This window comes from Orbaceae bacterium lpD04, assembly GCA_036251935.1.
Taxonomy (GTDB): domain Bacteria; phylum Pseudomonadota; class Gammaproteobacteria; order Enterobacterales; family Orbaceae; genus Orbus; species Orbus wheelerorum.
In genome coordinates this window covers 2,000,609-2,026,354 of sequence record CP133967.1, presented here as the reverse complement: position 1 = coordinate 2,026,354, position 25,746 = coordinate 2,000,609, and the positions used below count along the sequence as shown (strand labels likewise).

18 protein-coding genes are annotated in these 25,746 nt (G+C 36.6%); 11 read left to right on the top strand and 7 right to left on the bottom strand.

The features are described 5' to 3' along the window. Positions 1–171: 171 nt before the first annotated feature. The gene (locus RHO14_09120) at positions 172–1,395 is read left to right on the top strand and encodes a GNAT family N-acetyltransferase (protein ID WVD70513.1); all 1,224 of its coding nucleotides are present in this window, start codon (positions 172–174) and stop codon (positions 1,393–1,395) included. A gap of 1 nt (position 1,396) precedes the next feature. Here RHO14_09120 and RHO14_09115 read toward each other — a convergent pair whose 3' ends face one another. After that, positions 1,397–1,951 (bottom strand): sugar O-acetyltransferase, encoded by a 555-nt coding sequence (locus tag RHO14_09115; protein ID WVD70512.1) that lies wholly within the window; start codon positions 1,949–1,951, stop codon positions 1,397–1,399. 114 nt (positions 1,952–2,065) lie between these two features. Further along, positions 2,066–3,304, bottom strand: a complete 1,239-nt coding sequence (locus RHO14_09110; protein ID WVD70511.1) for an oligosaccharide MFS transporter — start codon at positions 3,302–3,304, stop codon at positions 2,066–2,068. A 302-nt stretch (positions 3,305–3,606) separates the two neighbouring features. Here RHO14_09110 and RHO14_09105 point away from each other — a divergent pair, with 302 nt between their 5' ends. The 6 genes from RHO14_09105 to dhaM all read left to right on the top strand — a co-directional run bounded on the left by RHO14_09105 (position 3,607) and on the right by dhaM (position 11,631). Beyond that, entirely contained in the window at positions 3,607–4,518 is a 912-nt protein-coding gene (locus RHO14_09105; GenBank protein ID WVD70510.1) for a metallophosphoesterase, read from the top strand. Between the two features lie 243 nt (positions 4,519–4,761). After that, on the top strand, positions 4,762–8,214 hold the full coding sequence (locus RHO14_09100) for a pyruvate carboxylase (GenBank protein ID WVD70509.1): 3,453 nt from the start codon (positions 4,762–4,764) through the stop codon (positions 8,212–8,214). A 266-nt stretch (positions 8,215–8,480) separates the two neighbouring features. After that, complete coding sequence (locus tag RHO14_09095; protein WVD70508.1) at positions 8,481–9,623, top strand: glycerol dehydrogenase; 1,143 nt, start codon at positions 8,481–8,483, stop codon at positions 9,621–9,623. 15 nt (positions 9,624–9,638) lie between these two features. Next, a complete protein-coding gene (dhaK, locus tag RHO14_09090; protein ID WVD70507.1) occupies positions 9,639–10,625 on the top strand; it encodes a dihydroxyacetone kinase subunit DhaK in 987 nt (328 codons plus the stop codon). A gap of 44 nt (positions 10,626–10,669) precedes the next feature. Further along, positions 10,670–11,257, top strand: a complete 588-nt coding sequence (gene dhaL, locus RHO14_09085; GenBank protein WVD70506.1) for a dihydroxyacetone kinase subunit DhaL — start codon at positions 10,670–10,672, stop codon at positions 11,255–11,257. Continuing rightward, a complete protein-coding gene (gene dhaM, locus RHO14_09080) occupies positions 11,254–11,631 on the top strand; it encodes a dihydroxyacetone kinase phosphoryl donor subunit DhaM (protein WVD70505.1) in 378 nt (125 codons plus the stop codon). The genes dhaL and dhaM overlap by 4 nt, the downstream gene beginning before the upstream one ends. 57 nt (positions 11,632–11,688) lie before the next feature. On the opposite strand, the gene nifJ is transcribed toward dhaM, so the two are convergent. Then, positions 11,689–15,231 carry a pyruvate:ferredoxin (flavodoxin) oxidoreductase gene (gene nifJ, locus RHO14_09075; GenBank protein ID WVD70504.1) on the bottom strand — a complete coding sequence of 1,181 codons (3,543 nt, stop codon included), beginning with the start codon at positions 15,229–15,231 and terminating at the stop codon, positions 11,689–11,691. A 248-nt stretch (positions 15,232–15,479) separates the two neighbouring features. Here nifJ and RHO14_09070 point away from each other — a divergent pair, with 248 nt between their 5' ends. The 4 genes from RHO14_09070 to RHO14_09055 all read left to right on the top strand — a co-directional run bounded on the left by RHO14_09070 (position 15,480) and on the right by RHO14_09055 (position 18,872). Then, positions 15,480–16,349, top strand: coding sequence for a pyridoxamine kinase (locus RHO14_09070; GenBank protein WVD70503.1), 870 nt, complete (start codon positions 15,480–15,482; stop codon positions 16,347–16,349). A gap of 250 nt (positions 16,350–16,599) precedes the next feature. Next, positions 16,600–17,397: an amino acid ABC transporter substrate-binding protein gene (locus RHO14_09065; GenBank protein WVD70502.1), complete on the top strand. Its 798-nt coding sequence runs from the start codon at positions 16,600–16,602 to the stop codon at positions 17,395–17,397. Between the two features lie 70 nt (positions 17,398–17,467). Then, positions 17,468–18,112 (top strand): amino acid ABC transporter permease, encoded by a 645-nt coding sequence (locus tag RHO14_09060; protein WVD70501.1) that lies wholly within the window; start codon positions 17,468–17,470, stop codon positions 18,110–18,112. Between the two features lie 4 nt (positions 18,113–18,116). After that, complete coding sequence (locus RHO14_09055) at positions 18,117–18,872, top strand: amino acid ABC transporter ATP-binding protein (GenBank protein WVD72504.1); 756 nt, start codon at positions 18,117–18,119, stop codon at positions 18,870–18,872. A gap of 49 nt (positions 18,873–18,921) precedes the next feature. Here the strand turns inward: RHO14_09055 and ade are convergent, their stop codons facing one another. From ade to sbcB, 4 genes are all read right to left on the bottom strand, one after another. Then, the gene (gene ade, locus RHO14_09050) at positions 18,922–20,661 is read right to left on the bottom strand and encodes an adenine deaminase (protein ID WVD70500.1); all 1,740 of its coding nucleotides are present in this window, start codon (positions 20,659–20,661) and stop codon (positions 18,922–18,924) included. Positions 20,662–20,752: 91 nt separating this feature from the next. Next, complete coding sequence (locus tag RHO14_09045) at positions 20,753–22,576, bottom strand: adenine deaminase C-terminal domain-containing protein (GenBank protein WVD70499.1); 1,824 nt, start codon at positions 22,574–22,576, stop codon at positions 20,753–20,755. A 40-nt stretch (positions 22,577–22,616) separates the two neighbouring features. Next, positions 22,617–23,948 carry an NCS2 family permease gene (locus RHO14_09040; protein WVD70498.1) on the bottom strand — a complete coding sequence of 444 codons (1,332 nt, stop codon included), beginning with the start codon at positions 23,946–23,948 and terminating at the stop codon, positions 22,617–22,619. 249 nt (positions 23,949–24,197) lie between these two features. Beyond that, complete coding sequence (gene sbcB, locus RHO14_09035; protein ID WVD70497.1) at positions 24,198–25,628, bottom strand: exodeoxyribonuclease I; 1,431 nt, start codon at positions 25,626–25,628, stop codon at positions 24,198–24,200. Between the last annotated feature and the right edge of the window lie 118 nt (positions 25,629–25,746).

The following is a 25,746-nucleotide window of genomic DNA, read 5'->3' as shown; positions in this document are numbered from 1 at the left end:
GACTGCTAGCAATTTTTATTAAGAGCTTCAAAATTAGAATTATTATTTTATTTTTAACACTTTTTAACATAAAAATGAGATAAGTAATTTGATTCTTTAACTTATTTGACTTTATTTGTTAGCTCTGATATTTGTATGGGATATAGAGAGATAAAATATAAAGAAGGATGTATGTCAAATAGCAGTATTCGCGATAAATTAGTTATTAAACCTGTTACTCTTGAGCATTTAGATCAATTTGATGAATTATTACGTTATGTTTTTCAAGTCACAAGCAAAGATATAGAAAAATCAGGTTATGAAAAAGATGATGAGTTGCTACGGGAAAAAAGACCTGTATTGCAAAATACTGACGTAATTGGTTGGTTTAATAAAGATAAATTAGTTTCACAGTTATGTATTTATCCCTGCAAAGTCAATATTCATAATACTATTTTTGAAATGGCTGGATTAACTGGTGTTGGTACTTATCCTGAATATGCTAACTTGGGTCTTATGAATGATTTGATTAAAACCGCATTAACTAAAATGCGTGATAATCAGCAATGGATCTCATACCTTTATCCTTATTCTGTGCCTTTTTATCGTAAAAAAGGTTGGGAAATATTTAGTGAGCGAATTACGTTTAATATTAAAGATTCGCAGATCCCTTATTATGAAAAACAACCTGGTTTTGTTGAGCGACTTGATGTTGATGAAGAGGTTGTAGTCGATGTTTATAATCGTTTTTCAGCCTCAAATCATGGTGCTCTCATTCGTAATAAACTATCATGGAATGAATATTGGCGCTGGGAGAATGAACAAGATCGTACTGCGGCGCTTTATTATAATCAAAGCGGTGAACCAATGGGCGCCATGTTTTATTGGATAGATAAAGATGTCTTTTATATTAAAGATATGATCTATCTAAACCAAGAAGCACGTAAGGGGCTATGGAACTTTGTTTATGCTCATTACTCGATGATAGATAAAGTAAAAGGGCGTATTTATCGCCATGACCCAATCGCATTTCAATTATCAGATAGCCATATTAATGAAACAATTGAAGCTTATTATATGGCTAGAATTGTTGATGTAGCTGAGTTTTTAAAGGCTTATCCGTTTGCTATTTTACCTAAAGAGCCGTTTCATTTTATTGTTACTGATCCGGTTGCTGAATGGAATAACGGCATTTTTAGTCTCTATACCGATAGCAATGGGCTACTTTGTATCGACGATCAGCCAAGAGGGAAAGCTGTGACACTATCAATCCAAACTTTATCATCAATGATGATGAATTTTCGGCGTCCACAATTTTTCTATGAATATGAGCGGTTAAAAACAGATAAACAGATGGTTGATATATTAGAGAGTATGATCCCACCAAAGCAGCCCTATTTTTCGGATTATTTTTAATTTATTTTGATTGTTTGACTCTACATGGATTGCCCATCGCAATACTATTGTCAGCAATTGATTTCGTTACAATACTGCCTGCTGCAATTACACAATTATTGCCAATTGTGATGCCAGGTAGTACAACAACATTACCGCCAAACCAAACATTATCGCCAACCGTAATTGGGTAGGCATACTCAATACCGCAATTACGCTGATTTATATCTAATGGGTGACCTGAGGTGTAAAAACTACAATTAGGGCCAATAAAAACATTATTACCAAATTTAATCGGCGCAGCATCTAACATAATGCAATTAAAATTAGCAAAAAAATGATCACCAATTGTAATGTTATAACCATAATCACACCAAAAACCAGGCATAATAGTTGATTGCTGACCAAATTTATTTAAAAGTTGTTTTAAAATATCTAAGCGCAATTGTGCTTGAAAAGGTGGAATTTGATTGAACTTAAAACAGTTTTCTTGAGCAAATCGGCGTTCATCATCAAGTTCTTGTGTTGATGGGTTATAAAGCTGGGCACTTAACATCTTTTCTTTTTCTGTTTGCATAACACTTTCCTAACGATATCTAATAATGCTAATTATTGGTTAAAGGCTTATGATTTGAACATGAAATTTTCATGTTCAAATCAGTGTTTAAGGAGTGAATCAATAGTGATGATGTTATTGATTTTCGATTTTTTTATTACTTAGCGTAAATGATCCGATAACAAGTGAAACAATAACGACGCATGAAATAATAAAGAAAATAGTATGATAACCCACTTTGTCAAACAGCATGCCAATTGGTATTGATAAGATAATAATGCCAACGGATGTTGCAATTTGGAAGCCGACTAGAAATAGTGTTGAAGATAAACGTTTATCAAAATTAGCCGCATTATATTTAAAGATCGAAATAACAAAGAGGGGCACTTCAATTGCATGTAGCATTTTTATGAATGAAATAATATAGATATCATCAAAAATTGCAGCACCAAGAATACGGCAAGTCATGATAACGCCACCAAGTAATAATGATGATTTAGGCCCAATTCGGTTAATTAATAAAGGTATACAGGCCATTCCAATACCTTCAAGAATAACTTGTACTGAGTTTAGTTGTCCATAAACGCTCGCACCAATTTTAGGATCACTAAATAAATTAGCATAAAACACCGGGAATAATTGTTGGTCATAAATATTATAAAATGACCAAGTTCCTAAGGTAAAAACAACTAATCCCCAAAATTTGGTATTCTTAAAAATAATAGTAAAATCATTTAACGTAATGGAGTTATAATTATCTGTTTTTTGTTGGATCTCTTTACGCTTAAGTGATTTTGTCGGCTGGTAACAAACATTAGTGATAAAAAATAGCACACCAACAACAGATACCGCCCAGAAATTTAAATGCGGATTTATACTAAAAAAGAGCCCACCAATTGCCGCAGAAACCGCATAACCGATACATCCCCATGCGCGAGCTTGACCATATTCAAAGCCAAATTTTCGACTGATTTTCTCAACATAGCTATCTATTAAACCACAAGCAGACAAGTATCCAAGAGAAAATAAAATAGATCCTAAAATAACGCCAAGCATAAAATTACTGGCTAATAAGGGTTCATAAACATAAATTAAAAATGGACCTGTCGCAATTAAGATCACACTAATAATCCACATTAGGTGCTTACGAATACCAAGTTTATCTTGAATAACGCCGTATAAAATCATAAAAGTGATGCTGGTAAACTGGTTAATCGAATAAATTGTTCCAAGGTCAGAGCCCGTGACACCAATATTATTTTTTAACCAGATGGCATAAAACGACCACCATAATGACCACGCAGCAAAAAAGAAAAAAAGGTATGAAGAAGAGAACAGGTAGTTTTTGTTACTAAACGGTAGCGATATTTTCATATTATAATCCATTTCTTGAATAGACAAATGTTAACGTTACCAATTAACAATATATGATAATTTAAATAAAATCCGTGATATTGATAGCATAATTAAAAAAATATATTGAAAATATCTAAATAGCGATATTTTCAAAACTATTGAGAGATTAATTCGGATGATAAAAAAGTAGTTGCTATTGCAGCTTTGTCATACGAAAATATTTATACTTATTTTTTTATTATAATCATATGTTACAACAAAAAAATAACGAAAATATACAAGTTTAACCGACCTAATTATGAAATAGCTAAAGAGGTGATATGTTTGATATTATTGGTGATATACATGGTCAAGCGGCAAAACTAAAACGTTTATTAGTTAAATTAGGGTATAAAAAGACCTCATCAGGTTTTGCACATCACAAATATAAAGCAATCTTTGTCGGTGACTTAGTTGATCGTGGGCCGTATCAACTTGAAACACTTACCATTGTCAAAGAGATGGTCGATAATCAAAATGCATACATTGTGATGGGTAATCATGAATTTAATGCCATTGGTTGGCAAACTGAAAATGAATGCCAAGCGGGCACATTTCTAAGAAAACACAATCATATTCATCATAAACAGCATAAAGTATTTTTAACACAAATTGGTGAAAACTCACAGCAGCATCAATATTGGATTAATTGGTTTAAATCTCTGCCATTATTTTTAGATTTAGAAAAAATTCGAATTATTCATGCATGTTGGGATAGCGATATTATTCAGCAAGTTTTACCTTATCTTGATGATAATTACTGTTTAAAAGAGCAATATATTCAGCAAGCATTTAGTCCTGCTTCAGCGTTATTTAATTATTGTGAAACTTTATTAAAAGGCAAAGAAATTGTATTGCCCGATGGTATTTATTATCATGATAAGGAAGGAACTCAGCGACATAAATCAAGAATCAAATGGTGGCTTAAACAAGCACATACTTTTAATGAACTCTGCTTAATCCCTGATGATGAAAAAATTCCTGCTCTTGAGCAGCAAGTAAATCTTCATCTAGAGACATATCAAGAACAAAAACCTGTATTTTTTGGCCATTATTGGTTAACAGGTAAGCCAAAAATTCAAACTCGTAAAATTGCCTGTGTAGACTATTCGGCAGCAATCGAGTCTGGCAAACTCGTTGCCTACCGCTGGCAAGGTGAAGCGATATTAACTAATGAGCATTTTATTTACTAATGTGATTTATTTAAAATAACTCTATTATTCAATTAATTAAAGGTTAATCTCTTTTTTGAGAATAACCGTTTTTTATTTGTTTTATATCCTTTATTACTTTGGCTGATAACCGATGTTAAATAATTGTTAAATAAAAAACTATTACGTATACTCGTTAAATCATACTGACAAAATTATCCATCGTACTCGCATTTTACGCACCTTGCGTATTATGACATGAATAGATTATTGATAAGAGGTTATATGAAAGAGATCCGTAGTATTTTAGTTGCTAACCGTAGTGAAATTGCTATCCGTATTTTTCGTGCCGCTTATGAATTAGGTATTCGTACTGTAGGGATTTTTTCGATAGAAGATCGCTTAGCCTTACACCGATTAAAAGCCGATGAATCCTACCTTGTCGGTAAAGGTAAAAAACCAATTGAAGCTTATCTTGATATCGATGATATTATTCGTATTGCTAAAGAAGCCAGTGTTGATGCCATTCATCCTGGTTATGGCTTTTTATCTGAAAATCCTGATTTTGCTGATGCATGTGCTAAAGCAGGAATTGCCTTTATTGGCCCTAATGGTGATGTTATGCGTGATTTGGGTAACAAAATCGCCGCACGTCATATGGCCGAGGTTGCGCACGTTCCTGTTGTTCCTGCGACACAAGCCTTACCTTATAATATTGGTCAAGTCAAAACCATGGCAAATGCAATCGGCTATCCATTCATGCTTAAAGCCAGTTGGGGTGGCGGTGGTCGTGGCATGCGAATTGTCGAAAATGAAACAGAGCTTGAACCTGCTATTAACGAAGCTCGGCGTGAAGCTAAAGCCGCATTTGGTAATGATGAAGTATTTTTAGAAAAACTTATTCGTCGAGCTCGTCATGTTGAGGTGCAAATTCTTGCTGATAAACATGGTAATTTTGTTCATCTATTTGAGCGCGATTGTACTGTTCAGCGCCGTAATCAAAAAGTGGTGGAACGTGCACCAGCGCCATATTTTAACGCTCAGCAACGAGAAGAGTTAAGCCAAGCTGCGTTACGTTTAGTTAAAATGGCTAATTATACTCATGCAGGAACAGTAGAATTTTTGTACGACGTTGATGAGGGTAAATTCTATTTTATTGAAGTCAATCCTCGCATTCAAGTGGAGCATACCGTTACCGAAGAAGTCACCGGTATTGATATTGTAAAGGCGCAAATTCGTATTACTGAGGGCTATCAAATTGGTGATAAAAAAAGCTTTGTGCCACAGCAAGATGACATTCATTTATTAGGGCACGCACTGCAATGCCGAGTCACAACTGAAAATCCCGAAAATCATTTTACGCCAGATTATGGACGAATTTCGGTATATCGTAGCGCATCGGGTAATGGTATTAGGCTTGATGCGGGTACCGCTTATACTGGCGCGATCATTTCCCCTTATTATGATTCACTATTAGTTAAAGTGACGGCCAAAGGCAAAAGCGTTGAAGAAGCAACATCGACAATGGCTAGAGCTCTTCGCGAATTTAGAATTAGAGGGTTATCGTGCAATTTATTATTTTTGCAAAATGTCATCTTGCACCCATGTTTTAATCTAGGTGAATATACGACTCGTTTTATTGATAATACGCCAGAGCTATTTAAGTTTGATAAACCACAAGATCGGGCGTCAAAATTGCTCGACTTTTTCGCTGAAGTTGCCGTAAATGGTAATTCGGAAATGAAAGGGCGCGAAATTCCCAAGTTACCGTTGAGTATTCCCACTTTACCCGATATTAAATTAAGTACCCCGATTGCGGAAGGTTCAAAAGATCGTTTACAAAAATTAGGTATTGATGGCTTTATTGCTTGGATGAAAAATAGTCAACAAGCCTTAATTACCGATACATCAATGCGTGATGCCCACCAATCATTATTTGCAACGCGTATGCGCAGTTATGATATGTTAGCCATCGCTCCTTATTATGCTCGCATGTTACCACAGCTTTTCTCTATAGAGTGCTGGGGCGGGGCAACATTTGATACTGCGATGCGTTTTTTGAAGGAAGATCCTTTTGAACGATTAATTCAATTACGTAAAGCTGTGCCTAATATTTTACTGCAAATGTTATTACGTTCCTCAAATGCGGTTGGTTATACCAATTACGCTGATAATGTGGTGACATTTTTTGTAAAACAAGCAGCTAAAAATGGCGTTGATCTCTTTCGTGTATTTGATTCATTAAATTGGGTTGAAAATATGCGAGTTGCCATTGATGCTGTACTTGATTCAGGTAAGTTATGTGAAGGAACAATTTGTTATACCGGTGATCTATTTGATACCAAACGCACTAAATATAATCTTCATTATTACGTTAAATTAGCGAAACAATTGCAAAAAACGGGCGTTCATATTCTTGCGATCAAAGATATGTCTGGCGTATGCCGGCCACAAGCTGCTAAAGCATTAGTTAAAGCATTGAAAGATGAAGTTGGTATGCCAATTCATTTTCATACTCATGACACGAGCGGCATTGCTGGCGCATCGGTACTATCAGCGCTTGATGCCGGATGCGACGCTGTTGACGCGGCTATGGATGCTTTAAGTGGCATGACTTCACAGCCTAATCTTGGTTCAATTGTTGCAGCTTTAGAGCATACACCACGCGAGCCGGGCTTAAATCGAGGCGCTTTATTACAAATTTCTAATTATTGGGAAGGTGTTCGTGCACAATATAAACCATTTGATGTAAATATTGCTGGCACTTCTGACGTTTATAATCATGAAATGCCTGGTGGACAATATACTAATTTACGCGAACAAGCCAGGGCATTAGGACTTGCCGAACGCTGGCCTGAAGTATCAAAGGCATATTGCGATGTAAATACATTATTTGGCGATATTGTTAAGGTTACGCCAACTTCTAAAGTTGTTGGTGATTTAGCTGTGTACATGGTGGTAAATAATTTGACCATTGATGATGTCGCAAATCCTGATTATGAAATTGATTTTCCTGCCTCAGTTGTATCGATGATGAGAGGAGAACTCGGTTTTCCACCTGATGGATTTCCAGCAGCTATCCAAAGTCGTATCTTAAAAGGAAAGCAACCGATCGATGGCCGAGTTGGTGATTTTTTACCGCCTATTGATTTAGAAAAAACGCGGTTCGATGTTGCTAAATTACTAAATAAAGAGGTGAATGAAGTCGATGATAAAGCCCTTGCATCTTATTTAATGTATCCAAAAGTTTTTTTAGATTATAAAGCGTATATTGAAAAATATAGTGATGTATCAAAGATCCCAACAGCTAACTTCTTCTATGGCTTACAAAATCAAGAAGAGATCAATATTGAAATTGAAAGAGGAAAAGTGATTGTCATTAGTCGAAGCGGCAGATCTGAGCGTGATGATAGCGGCAGCGCTAAAATATTCTTTGAAATGAATGGGCAACCACGAACGGTAACTATTGTAGAAGCCGGTAAAGAACATAAATCATCTTTAAAAGCAAAAGCTGAATTAGGTAATCCACATCATGTAGCAGCGCCGATGCCGGGTATGATTGCACTTTTATCTGTAAAATCAGGACAAAAAGTGATTAAAGGTGATGCGCTATTATCAATTGAAGCAATGAAGATGGAAACAACCATTACCGCTGAATGTGATGGTGTAGTGAAATATGTCCATATTAAGCCTGGAAGTGTTATTGAAACTAATGATTTACTTATTGAATTAGCTTGATTCTTTGACCACTCATAAAACCGCGCTTAATTGGCGGTTTTTTTATTTTATATTCGTCCTTAATTATTGAGTTCTCAAACGGCTATTTCTAGTCATATTACTGATGACAACATAATAATCATATTTGTATCACATATTTGATATTTTTCAATTTCAAAAACCGTCAATTAATTCTAGTATAAATTATCGTATTAGTTTGATTTTCAATTTTGAGGGGCTTGCAACTTAGCCGCATTTAACTATATTAAAAAATAGGGGAATTGTTAATGAGAAAAGCATTTATTTCACCAGCAAAATATGTTCAAGGTGAGGACGAATTATTAAATCTAGGATATTTTATCAATACCTTTGGAAATAAGGCGTTACTTATTGGCAATGCTCAAGATATCGAGCGCGTAAAAGTACAACTCAACAAAACAGCAGAAAAATATCGATGTGAATTTATTATGGCTGATTTTAAAGGCGAATGTTCAAAAGTTGAAGTCGCTCGCTTAAAAAAATTAGCGATTGAAAAAAACTGTGATTGTACGGTTGCATTAGGTGGTGGGAAGGCAATTGATGCTGCTAAATGTGTTGCACAAGGTGAGGCATTAATAATTGTGCCAACTATTGCGGCAACCGATGCGCCAACTAGCCACTCAGCTGTGCTTTATACCGAAGATGGGGCATTTGATGATTACGCTTATTTTAAGCAAAACCCTAGCGTTGTATTAGTGGATACTAAAATTATAGCTAATGCACCCGTTCGTTTTTTAGTGTCAGGAATGGGAGATGCCTTATCAACCTATTTTGAAGCAAGAGCAAACTACCATTCCTATGCAGCGGTTAATGCTGGATTACCCTGCGGTAGCCAAGAAGAATCAATTGCACCTGCAAGGCAAACGATGGCAGCATTTGCATTAGCAACACTTTGCTATCAGACATTACTCAATGATGGTATTAAAGCAAAGCAGTCTTGTCATAATAAGGTCGTTACCACTGCGCTTGAAAATATTATTGAAGCAAATATATTGCTATCAGGGCTCGGCTTTGAAAGTGGCGGCTTAGCTGGTGCGCACGCGATCCATGATGGATTAACTCTTTTAGAAGAAACTCACCATTATTATCATGGCGAAAAAGTCGCTTTTGGTACTTTAGCGCAATTAATATTAGAAAACTCACCAAGTGAAGAGATCGAAGAAGTGCTTGATTTTTGTTTAGCTGTTGGCTTACCAGTTTGTTTAGCTGATTTGGGGGTTAAATCTATAAATGATGCGCAATTAACTGCGATTGCAGAAAAAGCGACCATTAGTGATGAGTCGATCCATGCAATGCCATTTCCTGTAACTGTTGATGCTGTTAAGGCAGCGATTATTGTCGCTGATAAAATAGGTCAAGATTATAAGCAATATGGCACGTTCACTAAATAACAAGGGTGTTTAGATATGAAAAAATTAATTAATAATCCTGCTCATATTATCGATGAAATGATCAATGGATTAACAAAAAGTTATGCTCATTTAGTGAAACGAATAGAAAATACGACCATTGTTATCAGCATTGAAAACGCAGCTAAAGTTGGCTTAATTAGTGGCGGAGGAAGTGGGCATGAGCCTGCGCATGCGGGGTTTGTTGGCCAAGGAATGTTAACGGCTGCAGTTTGTGGGCAAGTCTTTACCTCGCCAACACCTGATCAAATTCTTATCGCAATTCGAGCTGCGAATAAAGGCCATGGGGTATTTATGGTCGTTAAAAATTATTCGGGCGATATCATGAATTTTGAGATGGCAAAAGATTTAGCAGAAATGGACGGTATTGATGTTGAATACTGCATTGTGGCTGATGATATTGCGGTTGAAAATAGTACTTATACCCAAGGCCGTAGGGGCGTTGCAGGCACAGTTTTAGTTCATAAAATTTTAGGCGCAGCAATTGATCAAGGTGCAACACTTGCCGAGGTGAAATCGCTATCTGATGCAATCTTACCCCATATTAAAACCATCGGTGTTGCGTTTTCTGGTGCAACCGTGCCGGAAGTTGGCAAACCTGGATTTGTACTCGCAGATGATGAAATTGAATATGGTGTTGGTATTCATGGTGAACCGGGTTATCGGCGGGAAAAGCTACAATCAAGTGCCGACTTAGCAAAAGAGCTAGTTAATAAACTAAACAATGAATTTAACTTTCAATCAGGTGATAACTATGCCTTACTCATTAATGGTTTAGGCTCAACGCCATTGATGGAGCAATATGTTTTTGCAAATGATGTATTCAAATTACTCACTAATGTAGGCATCAATATTCATTTTAGTAAAATTGGTAATTATATGACGGCGATTGATATGGCCGGCGTATCATTAACATTAATGAAGCTTGATAACCAGAAATGGACTGAATATTTAAACTACGGCGTTAAAACAGTCGCTTGGTAATATTACCTTTAGAATATTCGTTTGAAAATAGGAGAGCGCAATTTATGAATGTACAAGAAGTGCTAAATTGGTTAAATGATTTTGCTACACTTATTACTGATAATAAAGATTATTTAAGTGATCTTGATACGTCAATTGGTGATGGTGATCATGGTAATAATATGCTTCGAGGTGTGATCGCAATGCAGCAGCAGTTAACAGAAAAGCAGCCTACAACGATTGGTGATATTTTTAAGGTTACGGCAATGGCGTTAATGAGTAATGTTGGTGGTGCTTCAGGGCCTTTATATGGCAGTGCATTTATGGCTATGTCGAAAAAAGCTAATGAAAGTGAAGTATTAGCTGATTTAATTCTTGCTGGGGCAAATGGCATTCAAGCGCGAGGTAAAGCTGAACTCAATGAAAAAACCATGATCGATATTTGGTTTGCCGTAGCAAATGCCCTACAAGTAAAACAATTAACGCAGCGTGTGATTGATGACGCTATTGCAGCAACTAAAAATTTACAAGCAACTAAAGGACGGGCATCTTATTTAGGCGAGCGTTCAATTGGGCATTTAGATCCTGGCACGGTTTCAAGCGGGTATTTGTTTACGGCTATGATGAATAATTTGCAAGGAGAACTTGCATGATAAGCTTAATTTTAGTCTCTCATAGCAAAATGATAACCGATGGTTTAAAGCAGATGATCGACGGTATGGCAAATAATAGCAATGTAAATGCTATTTCAGCTGGTGGAATTGCGAATGGTGATTTTGGCACTAATCCTATTACTATCTACGATGCGATTATGACTGAATTACAAAGTGAAAAGATTCTTATTTTTACCGATATTGGTAGCGCGGTACTTAGCGCAGAAACGGCAATTGATATGTTAGAAAGTGAGTTACAAAATAAGGTTCATTTAGTCGATGCGCCATTAGTTGAAGGGGCATTTATTACGGCAGTACAAATTACTGATTTAAGTTGTTTAAATGATGTAATTGCTGAAGTTGAAGCGATCTAAGTTATTGACTTAATTGTGTAAAAATAAAAGCCCTGATTTAACTCAGGGCTTTATTCTTTATACTTCAGGCGGTGTTTCGGCTTCATTATAGGTTGATAACAGTTGTAAGAACCTATATTTAGCATTCACCGCTTTATTTGCTTGTAAGTGAAGCTTATCGGCAGTAATTGGTTCAAGTGTTTCAAGCCGTTTAAAACGCTGCTCTTTAAGTAGGGTATCACTTAACATATCACTACTTGGTGGCCTTGAATCAAGACTGAGTGCTGATTTACCTTCAAGTGCGCGCCTTGGATCATAACGATATAGCGACCAGAAACCTGATTTAACTAAGTCTTTCATCTGCTCATGAGATTTAGCTAAGTCATAACCGTGTTCTTCACAAGGGCTATAGGCAATGATAATTGATGGGCCATCGTAGCTCTCCGCTTCTTGTAGTGCTTTAATTGTTTGATTAAGCTGTGCTCCAAGGGCAATTTGTGCCACATAAACATGACCATACATCATCATGCTAACACCTAAATCTTTACGCGCTTTTTGTTTGCCTAAATCAGCAAACTTTGATACCGCGCCCATTGGCGTTGCTTTAGATTGTTGTCCGCCGGTATTGGAATAACATTGGGTATCAAGGACTAAAATATTGACGTTTTCAGTTAAGCTCATGACATGATCAAGTCCACCAAAACCGATATCATAGGCCCATCCATCACCACCAATTGCCCAAACTGATTTATCAATTAAATAATCAGCATGAACTTGCAGCTCTTTAGCCGCAGGTGACATTAAACTACTTAGTTGCCTTTGTAGTGCTTCAACTAATTGGCGCTTTTCCATTAATGGTGTTTCGGCTGATTTTATGCCGACCACTAAATCGGGAGGTACTTCAGCTGCAACTTCATCAAGTAAGCGCAGTGCACGGTTTTTATGTTGAACATAAGTTAAGCGATAACCGAGTGCAAATTCAGCATTATCTTCAAACAGTGAATTAGCCCATGCGGGGCCACGGCCATTTCTATCAGTTGTGTATGGCGTTGACGGTAAATTGCCGCCATAAATTGATGAACAGCCAGTTGCATTAGCAATCGCTAAGTGATCACCATAAAGTTGGGTAAGTAGTTTAATATAAGGTGTTTCACCACAACCTGCACATGCACCTGAATATTCAAATAATGGTGTTAGTAGCTGCGATGTTCGTATATCAATGCGCTCAATCGTATTAGGATCGCGATCTGGTAGATTAATAAAGTAGTCATAATTTTGTTTTTGCACCGCAAGATTGTCAATGCGTGATGCCATATTAATCGATTTAATATCAAAATCATTACGATCACGAGAAGGGCACACTTCGACACATAAATTACAGCCGGTACAATCTTCAGGCGCAACTTGTAATACGTAGCGTTGGCCTTTCATATCCCGCGCTTTAACTTCTAACGAGCTCAAGGATACTGGCGCATTTTCCATCTCTTGTGGGGCGACAACTTTAGCACGTATTGCAGCGTGAGGGCAAGCAACAACGCAGTGATTACATTGAGTACACAGCTCTGGTTTCCAAATAGGGATCTCTTCAGCAATATTGCGTTTTTCCCATTTAGTTGTGCCAACTGGCCAAGTACCATCTGGCGGAAAAGCAGAGACAGGTAGGCTATCACCAATACCTGCTAACATAGCGGCGGTTACTGTTTTAACAAAGTCTGGAGCGTTGTCAGGCACAATTGGTGGCATCGATTTACTATTTTGATCCACACAAGTTAGTGGAATATTTTCAAGTGAACTCACTGCCATATCAATCGCCTTCCAGTTGCGTTCAACTAGATCTTGACCTTTACTGCTGTATGCCTTAGCTACCACGTCTTTGAGTTTTTCAGTGGTGAAATCTTTTTTGAATATTTCAGCCAAATAAAAGAATGCTGCTTGCATAACGGTATTAATTCGCGCACCCAGCCCACATTCACGAGCTATTTTTGCTGCATTGACAATATATAAATGAGCGCGTTTTTTAATTAATTCAGCTTGAACTTCTTTTGGTAAACGGTGCCATATTTCATCTTTGCTATAAGGTGTATTGAGTAAAAAAATACCGTCTTCTTTTAAGTGCTGAACAATTTGGTATTTGTCAATAAACTGATCTTGATGACAGCCGATAAAGTGAGCACTATCAATAAGATAAGATGATTCTATTGGATCAAGGCTTACACGTAAATGTGAAACAGTTAAGCCGCCTGCTTTTTTAGAGTCATACACAAAATAACCCTGTACATGAAATGGCGAGCTATTGCCAATAATCTTAATATTATTTTTTGTTGCAGATACCGTACCATCACTACCTAGACCATAAAATAGTGCTTCGAGTGCTGATTTTTGGATAATTGACTCATTTGGTAATGGCAATGATAAACCAGTAATATCATCAAATATACCAACGCTAAAGCGGGGACGAGGATTATCTAAATTAAGTTCATTAAAGATGGCAAGTACGCAGCGAGGATCAAATTCTTTTGATGATAAGCCATATCTGCCACCAATAATTAACGGTAACGATTTACGCTCTCCTCGTGAGAATGCTTCAGCAAAAGCTGTCATTACGTCAAGATAAAGTGGCTCAGCTAGTGCTCCTGGCTCTTTGGTTCTATCAAGTACTGCAATTTTCTGTACTGATGTTGGGATAATATCGAGTAGATGTTTAGCGGAAAAAGGTCTAAATAGCCTTACAACCACAACCCCAACTTTTTCACCTTTATTAATCAAATGGTCGATAACTTCTTTTGCTGTGCCAATAGCTGAGCCCATTAAAATAATGATTTGCTTGGCATCTTTTGAACCATAATATTCAAATGGTTGATATTTTCGCCCTGTTTGTTCCTCAAATGCGGCCATAGCATCAGTAACATATTGATAAGTTTTGTCATAATAACTATTGATTGCTTCACGACATTGGAAATAAGTATCAGGGTTAGCTGAGGTGCCTCGAACAACTGGTGCATCAGGCGTTAATGCGCGTGAACGATGCTCTGCAATTGCATCATGGGGTAATAAGTTTTTGATTATCTCATCACTAATTGGGGTAATTTTATTAATTTCATGTGATGTTCTAAAACCATCAAAAAAATGAATAAACGGAATTCGGCTATTAAATGAGGCAATTTGAGAAATCAGTGCAAAATCTTGAGCCTCTTGTACCGAACTTGCACAAAGCATTGCACAGCCAGTTTGGCGCACAGCCATCACATCTGAATGATCACCAAAAATCGAAAGAGCATGGGTTGCAACGGTTCTAGCTGCAACGTGAAGAACAAAGGGAGTTAATTCGCCCGCAATTTTATAGAGCGAGGGGATCATTAATAATAAACCTTGCGATGAGGTAAATGTCGTCGCAAGTGCTCCCGTCATTAATGCACCATGTACCGTTGAAATTGCTCCTGCCTCTGATTGCATTTCAATGACACGAGGAATATCGCCAAATACATTTTGTTTATTAAATTCCGACCAAGTACTTGCTTGCTCGGCCATTGTTGAACTCGGTGTAATAGGATATATCGCAATGACTTCGTTAGCGCGATAAGCAACGGAAGACACCGCGCTATTTGCATCTGTTGTAATCATTAAAAAACCTTTTATTTATAGAATAATGACATTGCTACTTGTTTTATAACTGCATATTGTAGCAGAAACTCGCAAAACTTTGAGCGATTAATGAATTAAAAGTTTTACGAAAAGAAACCTTATAGATTGTATTGATAAAATAATATATGGTTTAGCTATCGATTGAAATAACAAGTTATTGGCTTTTAGCGTAATTATCATTATCATTGTAGCTTAACGCAAGATAATCTACTTAACTAGGTCAATTTATGCATCGTGACAAACAACAAAAAAAGGTACTCGCAGTGCATGATATTTCATGTATTGGTCGATGTTCACTAACAGTTGCATTACCTATTTTATCGGTCGCAAGTATTGAAACTGCAATTATACCTACCTCAATATTATCGACTCATACGGGGGGATTTAGTGGGTTTACTTTTCGTGATTTAACGGATGATATATTACCGGTCATCGATCATTGGCAGTCGTTATCACTTGAATTTGACAGTATTTATACTGGTTATTTAGGTTCAATAAAACAGCTAGATATAATTTCGACACTATTTAGCCGACTAAAACAAGCTGATACGTTAATTTTTGTTGATCCTGTCATGGGCGATCACGGTAAATTATATACCAACTTTTCGGCTGATTTTCCAAGCAAGATGGCCAAGCTTTGTAAGCATGCTGACATCATAAAACCCAATATGACAGAAGCATTTCTAATGCTTGATGAACCTTATATTGAAGGCCCTTATACTAAAGATTATATTGAGTCGATAGTTAAACGCTTGGCGCAATTAGGTCCTAAATTGGTGATTTTGACTGGAGTTTATCTTACAGGAAATGAAAATCAAATTGGCGTTGCCGCTTACCAGCAGCAATCAGATAATATTATTTATCGCTTTGCCGATAAAATTGATGGTGTTTATCATGGGACTGGCGATATTTTTGCTAGCACATTATTAGCAGCATTACTCAATAATCAACCATTAGGTGAGGCAATTTCAATAGCCATAGCGTTTACCGTTAATAGTATTAAACGAACTAAAGCTGCTCAAACGGATGTTCGTTATGGTGTTAATTTTGAAGCCGGTCTTGCTGAACTCGGTTTGTTGCTTCAAACAAAAGATTGATATTTTTTATATTGTTTTACTTAATCTAATTTAGTTGTTTAATGTTTAAATAAGCGACATAACATTAACAAGTGATTAAAATATCAGCTAAATTAAGTGCGGTTATTCACTCTTATACTCTTTTCGCCTAATTATTAGTTTATTTTATAACAAAATACCTAATACTTACTGGATAAATCGAGTGACATAAGATAGCATTATCGCGCAGGTTTTTAATATAGGTTTGCTATTATTTATTTTGAGGAATTTTATGCGTAAATATTTTTATTTATGGATTATGGCATTTTGTGCAGTTTTTTTGTTAAGCGCATGTGATAACCAACAAAAACAAGATGGCGCAAATTCAGCGTCAAACACAAACGTTCAAACAATTGTTATTGGTTTAGATGATAATTTCCCCCCAATGGGATTTCGTGATGAATCAAATAATCTAGTCGGTTTTGATATCGATTTAGCGCGTGAAGCCTCGAAAAGAGCAAATTTAAGCGTCGAGTTTAAGCCGATTGATTGGTCAGCTAAAGAAGCTGAACTTAACAGTGGCCGCGTTGATGCGTTATGGAATGGTTTAACTATTACCGATGCTCGTCAAAATAATGTTTTATTTTCAAAGCCTTATATGATAAATCATCAAATAATTGTGGTTGCACCAGATAGTAATATAAAAAGCAAAGCTGATTTATCTGGTAAGATTATTGGTTTACAAAATGGCAGTAGCGCACTAAATGCTGTTAATGCTGATCCTATTCACACATCATTTTCAGCATTAAACCAATATGCTGATAATGTGACCGCATTACTCGACTTAAGTAATCAACGTCTTGATGCCGTGGTGGTTGATGAAGTTGTTGGTCGTTATTATGTCGCTAAAAAGCCAGACCAGTACCGAGTGCTTGACGATAATTTTGGTCAAGAGCAATATGGCATCGGTTTTAAGAAAGATAATACTGAATTACAACAAAAAATTCAAAATTCGTTAGATAGTATGCAAGCTGATGGTACTACGGCTAAGATCTCACAAAAATGGTTTGGTAAAGATGTTACAAAATAGTATTTAACAATACTATTTTTTTTAACGCAGCCCGCTATTGGACTGCGTTGTTGTTTTTATAGGAACATAGATGGATTATTTACTGCAAATCGGCCCACAATTATGGGTTGGTGCAAAACTGACATTAGGTTTATTTTTTATTACGTTACTGCTTTCAATTCCGTTTGGATTGTTACTTGCATTAATGCGTTTATCTAAAATAAAAGTTTTGGAATATTTAGTTAATGCTTATATCTGGTTGATGCGTGGTACGCCATTAATGCTGCAGATATTTTTTATCTATTTTGCCTTGCCGATGTTAAAGATCCGCTTTGATAGTTTTTCAACAGCGGCGCTTGCCTTTGCATTAAATTATGCAGCTTATTTCGCCGAAATTTTCCGTTCAGGTATTCAAGGTGTTAATAAAGGGCAATATGAAGCGGCTAAAACGCTTGGCATGAGTTATAGCCAAACAATGTGGCGCGTTGTATTGCCACAAATGGTGAAGAAAATTCTGCCACCACTAAGCAATGAAACCATTACGTTAGTTAAAGATACCTCACTTGTGTACGTTATCGCTTTACAGGACTTGATGCGAGTTGCCTATCAGCTAGTTCAACGCGATTTTGATTTATCACCTTTTTTTATTGCGGCGGTATTTTATCTGTTAATGACGCTTATTTTGACTTGGCTATATCAAAAACTGGAGAAATATTATGCCCGCTACGATGACTAATTCGATGATTTATGCACAAGAAATTTATAAATCATTTGGTAACTTAGCTGTGTTAAAAGGCGTTAATTTGACTGTCGCTAAATCTGAAGTGGTAGCAATTATTGGCTCATCTGGATCAGGAAAATCAACACTATTACGTTGCTTAAATCATTTAGAGCAGATCGATTGCGGAAACATTATGATTGAAAATGAGTGGATGGTTAAAAATAATAATATAAATCAAGCCGTTTACCAACCAGAGCGTGAAATTAAACGAATTTGTACTAAAATGGGCATGGTTTTCCAGCATTTTAATCTTTTCCCTCATATGACAGTATTACAAAATATTATTGAAGCCCCAATGATTGTCAAGAAGATGAAACGCGACGAGATCGTGCCTTTGGCTAGAGAGCTATTAAGTAAAGTTGGCTTACTTAATAAAGAAGACGTTTATCCGTCACAATTATCGGGTGGCCAAAAACAGCGCGTAGCGATTGCTAGGGCACTTGCGATGCAGCCTGATATTATGTTATTTGATGAACCCACATCGGCATTAGATCCGGAATTAACGGGTGAAGTGTTAAAAACGATGCAGCAGCTAGCCGAAGATAAAATGACGATGGTAATTGTGACCCATGAGATGGGATTTGCTCGTGAAGTTGCTGATACAGTACTTTTTATGGATAAAGGCATTATTGTTGAGTCAGGGCCTGCTAAATCACTATTTGATAATCCACAAAACCAGCGTACGCAAGAGTTTTTAAGCTCAATGTTTAAGTAAATTAATCGACTCATCATAAAAATGGCGCACTAAGCGCCATTTTTATTTTTTACTTAATACATAATTCAATTGGTTTATAAGCTTTCACATCGAATAAACCAGTTGAAGTTAGTTTTAGTTCAGGAATAACGGGTAGCGTCATAAAAACAAGCGTCATTAATGGATGCGCTTTTGGGTTAATACCAAAAGACTCTTTAGCGACTTTGATCATAGTATGCAAATCATCGGCAACTTCTTGAGCTGGTTTATCTGACATTAATCCGGCAACTGGTAGCGCTAAATGAGCGAGTATTTTGCCGTTTTGACATAATGAGAATCCGCCTCCCATTGCTTCAACGTCTTTAACCGCAGCTAACATATCTGCATCATTATCACCAACGACGACAAGGTTATGTGAGTCGTGGGCAACTGTTACAGCTATCGCGCCATTTTTTAATCCATAATTAGCTAAAATGCCCATGCCAATATTACCCGTTGCATGATGGCGTTCAATCACAGCAAGTTTATTTAATCCTGGATTTTGTTTAGCATCAAAATTGCCGTAGCTATCTTTTTTTACATCTATTTGTAGGTGGGTTGTGAGTACACTACCTGGCTTTATCCCAATTGCATTCACTTTTTCAGTCAATAATGGCAAAATAAAGCTTTGCTCAGTAAGCTTTGGTAACCGGACGGTATTAAGTACACTATCAGATAGATAATCAGGCCACTCTACTAATAATTTACCATCACGAGCGATTTCTTCACCCGCAATGAATACGTGTTTAGGCGTAAAGTCTTTTAGATTATCAACGATTAATAGATCTGCATCAAAATTCGGTGCGATGGCACCTTTATCTTTCAGGCGGAAGCATTCCGCTGCATTAAGTGTTGCAAGTGTAATTGCGATTAATGGGTCTAAACCATGCTCAACAGCGAGTTTTAAGCTCTTATTAATATGGCCAGTTTCTAAAATATCTGACGGCTCTCTATCATCAGTGCATAAAACACAGCGACGCGCGTTAGCTGGCGTAATTGCAGGGAGTAAGTTGAGTAGGTCTTTACAAGTTGATCCTTCACGTAATAGCACATATTGACCTAAACGTATACGCTCAAGCATCTCTTGCAAAGTACTACACTCATGATCTGTCATAATACCGCCCATGACATAAGCAGTAAGATTTTTACCGGTTACACCTGGGCTATGGCCATCAATCACGCGATCATGATCTTTTGCCATCCAAAGTTTATTCATCATTTTTTCATCATGATTAATCACACTCGGATAGTCCATGACTTCACCTAAGCCTTTAACTCCGGGTTCATTGATTAATTTGACTAAATCTTCAGCTTCAAGTACCGCGCCAGCCTGCTCATATGGCGTTGCAGGAACACAAGATGGTAACATTATTTGCACATTAAGAGGGGTTTTTCGTGATGCCTCTAACATATAACGAATACCATCTAGCCCACAAACATTACCAATTTCATGAGGATCGGCAATAATTGTTGTCGTGCCAAAAGGTAAAATACAACGCGCAAATTGTGGTGGAGTTAATGACGATGATTCAATATGGACATGACCATCAATTAACCCAGGCATTATATAACCACCTTTTGCATCAAGTGTTTTTTTCGCTTTATAATCTGCACCATAGCCAACAATTTTACCGTGGCCAATGGCTAGGGGACCATCAACAATAAGCTGATTGTAAACATCAATCACTTTACAGTTAGTAATTAAAAGATCGGCATCTTTTCTGCCTGCCGCCATATCAATAAGATCATTTAATTGTTGTCTTTTTGTCACTGGAACCTCGTCTATTTGGTCATACTTGCAAAATCGTAAGTAAAAATAGCCAACTTTTATTCGCTATTTCTACTTAATATTACTTACCTAATTAGTGGTGGCATTTTGGGTGTAACTTACCGTGTGTACAACCACATTTGAACACTGGATCCATAACCGCTTGATCATGGAAATCAATCACACCTAGATCGGTGATAGCAAAATCAGGGATAGCGGTAATTTGTAAACAGCACATATAAAATAGCGGATCAGGTAGATCACAACCTAGTTTTCGAGCTAGTTGTAACAGTTTTTCTTCCTCGGCAGCCATTGTATGTGGATCAAGATCAGATACAATTCCACAAATCGGTAGTGATAAAAATCCGATAACTTTTCCGCCATCAACTATCACTTGACCACCACCATTTTCAGCTAGGTAATTAATTGCAATTGCCATATCTTCAGAGTTAGTCCCAATACAAACCACATTATTATCATCGGGTGCACATGAGCTTGCCATTGCGCCTGATGTTAATTTCCAACCAGAGCAAAAACCAACTTTTGGTTTGCAATCTGTTTTACCAAAACGTTCAATAACTGTTGCATATAGAACATCATTTTTGATATCAGGTAGCACTATGCCATCTTTGACATTGAGTTCGACTTGGCGACCACGACGAACAAATGGAATATCAAAATCAACATCTAATGATAGCGCTTGAACTTTAGCCTCTGTTGACTCAGTTTTTACTTTCATATCATCAGCAGTTACTGATTTTAATTTCATGCTTTGCAACAAGGTATTACTACGTTTAGGTGCAATAAAATCGTAAACAGTTTGGTTATTTTCAACCACTAATTGCCCTTTAGCAATCACGGTATCAATCTCAAATTTGACGAGATCTTCAACCAATAAAATATCGGCAAAGCGGCCTGGGGAAATAGATCCGACTAAGTGATCAATGCGGTAAGCTTCAGCAGAGTTAATTGAGCCCATTTGGATCGCAGTTAATGGATCAACGCCATTTGCAATTGCCATACGAATTAATTTATCCATATGACCATTATTAACAATGTCGGATGCAATAACATCATCAGTACAAAAACTAACGCGGCGTGAAAGACGTGGATTTAAATGGGTGATCACTTTAACATTTTCTTCAAGGAAGTGTGAAATTGATGATTCACGAATAATTACGTTCATTCCTTTACGAATTTTTTCCATCATTTCGGTATGATCATAGCTTTCATGATCAAGGCGAACGCCGGCACAAAGAATCGAGTTTAATTTATGACCGCGCGTCATTGGCGCACAGCCAAAAATAGGTAAACGGTTAATTCGCGCATACTCAATTGCTTTCATTACATCACTATGTTGATTTTCAATAAATTCGCTTACCGTTTCCCAAACACCAAATACTTCTGGCCATTTTTGCACTTCAGCATGAGTTTTCGCGGTAACATTAAAACCAACGTTACTTTGAGGTAGGGTGTAAGGGGTTAAAAAAGGGAGTCCCCAAAATACTTTAAGCGGAGTGCCATCAATTTCTTGTAAGATTTCTTGAATGCCATCAAGGCCGGCTGTTACGATATATTGATCTAAACCTGAAATAATACTTGTCGTGCCATGCGGTAGTACCGCTTTAGCAAAGCTAGTCATCGATAATTTGCTGCACTCAATATGTAAGTGACCATCGATTAAACCCGGGACGATATACTTGCCATTAGCATTAATCGTTTTAGTATTGTTACCAACATATCCTGATACATCACCAGTTGCAACAATACGCGATTTATAAATAGCGACATCAGCTTGGTAAATTTCTGCTGAGTTTACGTTAACTAATTGGCCATTAGTAATGATTAAGTCCGCGGGAATTTTTGCCGCACCAGCATCAATCATTTCACAGATATCTTCTTTATACATTGAAGTCATAATAGTATTCCTGTCATTTTTAAATTAAATAGTCATAAAGTTAAAGTAAAATATAGCGAGCTAAAAATAAGATAGCCATCACTACTGAGCACACGGTTAAATCTTTAAATCTGCCCGTAAAGACCTTCATAAATACGAATGTAATAAAGCCCGTTGCAATACCTTCAGTAATAGTAAAGCTAAATGGCATCATAATGGTTGCAACAAATGCAGGTACTGATTCTGTTAAATCACTCCATTTAACCCGTGCCAAATCAGATGCCATCAATACTCCAATGTAAATTAATGCGCCGGTTGTTGCATAAAGTGGAACCATACGCTCAAGTGGTGATAAGAAGATTGCACATAAAAATAATATTCCAACACCAACTGCCATCATGCCTGTGCGGCCACCAACGGCAACACCTGATGCACTTTCAACGTAAGCTGTGACTGCTGATGTTCCCATTGCAGCGCCAAGTGCCGAGCTTGCACTATCAATATAAAGTGATCGCTGTTGATTTGGGTAGCGGCCATTTTCGTCAGCAAGTCCTGCTTTATCGGTAACAGCAATAAACGTTCCTGACGATTCAAATAAGTTAATTAACATTACAGAAATTATGATACCGACTAATGAAATTTCAAAAATATTTTGAAACTTTAATTGTCCTATCACGCCTGTAATATCAGGGGGCATGCTTATAATGCCATGATATATTACCTCTGGGTCGATAGCCCAACCAATTAACGTAACGACAACAAATGAAATTAAAATTGATGAATTCCAACCACGCTGTGCAAATACCGCAACAAGTAGAAAGCTTAAGCTGCCGAGCACGAAAGGAATTGATGTTGGATCACCAAGCTTAACCATTGTATCGGGATCTGCAACGATAATATTGGCATTATGTAAACCTATCAACGTAATAAGTAGCCCACAGCCACTACTAACACCGATGCGGATTGAAAAAGGGATATTGGCAATCATCCAATAGCGTAGACGAAAAATCGATAACAAAAATAATCCAGCAGCACCAAGAAAAATAAGTGTCATACCTGTTTGCCAACTTAATCCCATTGAACCAACAAGTACATAAGCAAAATAAGCATTGATCCCCATGCCAGGAGCTAATGCAATCGGCAATTTAGCAATAATACCCATTGCCATACAAGCAACACCTGTAATTAACGCAGTAGTCACAAATACTGCTTGTGAATCCATACCTGCATCACCTAAAATTTTAGGGTTAACAAAGATGATATAAACCATGGTAATAAAGGTAGTAAAGCTTGCAACTAGTTCAGTTTTTAAAGATGTTTTATTTTCCTGAAATTTAAAATAGCGATCTAAAAACGATCGATTTTTGCTCGACGTCGAGTTAGTTGTGTTCACGGAAAGACTCCAGGTGATTGGATTAGAAATAAGTGTTGATAACTGTAAAGAGGTTTACAAATCATTTAATCTAATTGAGGTAGCATATAGATACTTTGGCGCGGCGTACGCTAATAATAGTTTCTATAGCGAGGCGAATTATAACAATAGATCTGAAATATATTCAACCGCAATTATAAAAAATAAATTAATTTTTTATAATTGCAAGTAAGATAAAGATGGTTAATGTTTGTTTTATCAATGAGTTAGCTAGCTTACTAAGTATTGACAATAATGATAGAGATCTTTTAATAATGTCAGTTTTTTTGGTTGCTGCTGATATTGTAATGCTAAATTTTCAAGCATGAGCAAATAATCATGAATAACTTCATTGCTTAGTTTATCTAGACAATAATCTTGCCATTGAATTTTTTCATTATCGCTTAATTGTTCAGGGTAATTGCGTGCTTTATACCTAAAAAAGAGAGATTTTAAACGATGATCATGTGGCGTAATTTGTAATGAACTTAGATCCTTAAGATCCGTTTCTCGGATCTGATCGCCAAGGGATTTATCATGTTGGTCAAAAAAGCCTTGATAGATTTGTCCATCAACATCTTTGTCTGTTTGATAAGTAATTTGCTCAGAAAATACAAGCTCAACTTTTTGTTGAATTAGCTCTCTAGCTGCAATTATTTTACTTAGTGCCAGCTCGCAATTCGCTAAATCTATCGATAAACGGTTAGCATTTTCGACTGATAATGTTTTTGCTGGTGCAACAATAGGACATTTATTAATATGAACTAATTTTAGCGGAATTCGCGATTCATCATCAGCTAAATCTTCACTTTTTGTATATAATCTGTCTTTTATTTGTTCTGCTGATAATTTTAGCAGTAAATCGATATCACCTGCTAGATCACAAACTATTACGGCATTATTTTGGGTTGGATGCCATAAAATTGGCACAATTAATGTTGTATTACCGCGGTGAGCGCCAAGCATACCAGAGACATGAACTAATGGCGTTAGGTTAATGATATCAATTAAATTTGAAACCTTATTTTTATTGCGTAGTTGGAAAAAATATTCAAATAATTTCGGCTGCTGTTTTTTTATAAGTTTAGCCATCTCAATAGTTGCATAAACATCAGACATCGCATCATGGGCTTGTTGATGACTAATGTTATTGGCCGCGGTTAAATGTTCTAAACGAAAACTAGTATGACCTTGCTCATTAATTGGCCAGTTAATGCCTTCCGGACGCAGGGCATAGCAGGCTCTAACTATATCTAATAGATCCCATCTTGAATTGCCATTTTTCCAACTATAAGCATAGGGATCATAAAAATTACGATAAAAAATATTACGCGAAACTTCATCATCAAAGCGAATATTGTTGTAGCCAATAATACAAGTATTAGGTTGACTAAAAGCGGCATGAATTTTTTTTGTAAATTCAGCTTCACATATTCCTTTTAATATTGTTTCTTGTGGTGTGATCCCCGTAATTAAGACTGCTTCAGGATTTGGTAAATAATCTTTTGCCTGCTGGCAATAAATGATAAGTGGTTCTTCTGTAATATTGAGATCATGATCAGTTCTAACTCCTGCAAACTGAGCAGGGCGATCAAAAGCTGGGTTGATACCAAATGTTTCATAGTCATGAAAGTAAAAACTGGGTTGTTCAAAGTCGCTCATAAGTATCTTTAATTGTGTTTGTTTTTTTGTATAAGCCTTGATCCATAAGGTTTATTTTGCTTTGGTTTGTTTTAAGTTGTTTTTTTATTTTTAGTTTGTTCATTTGCTATTTTGTACA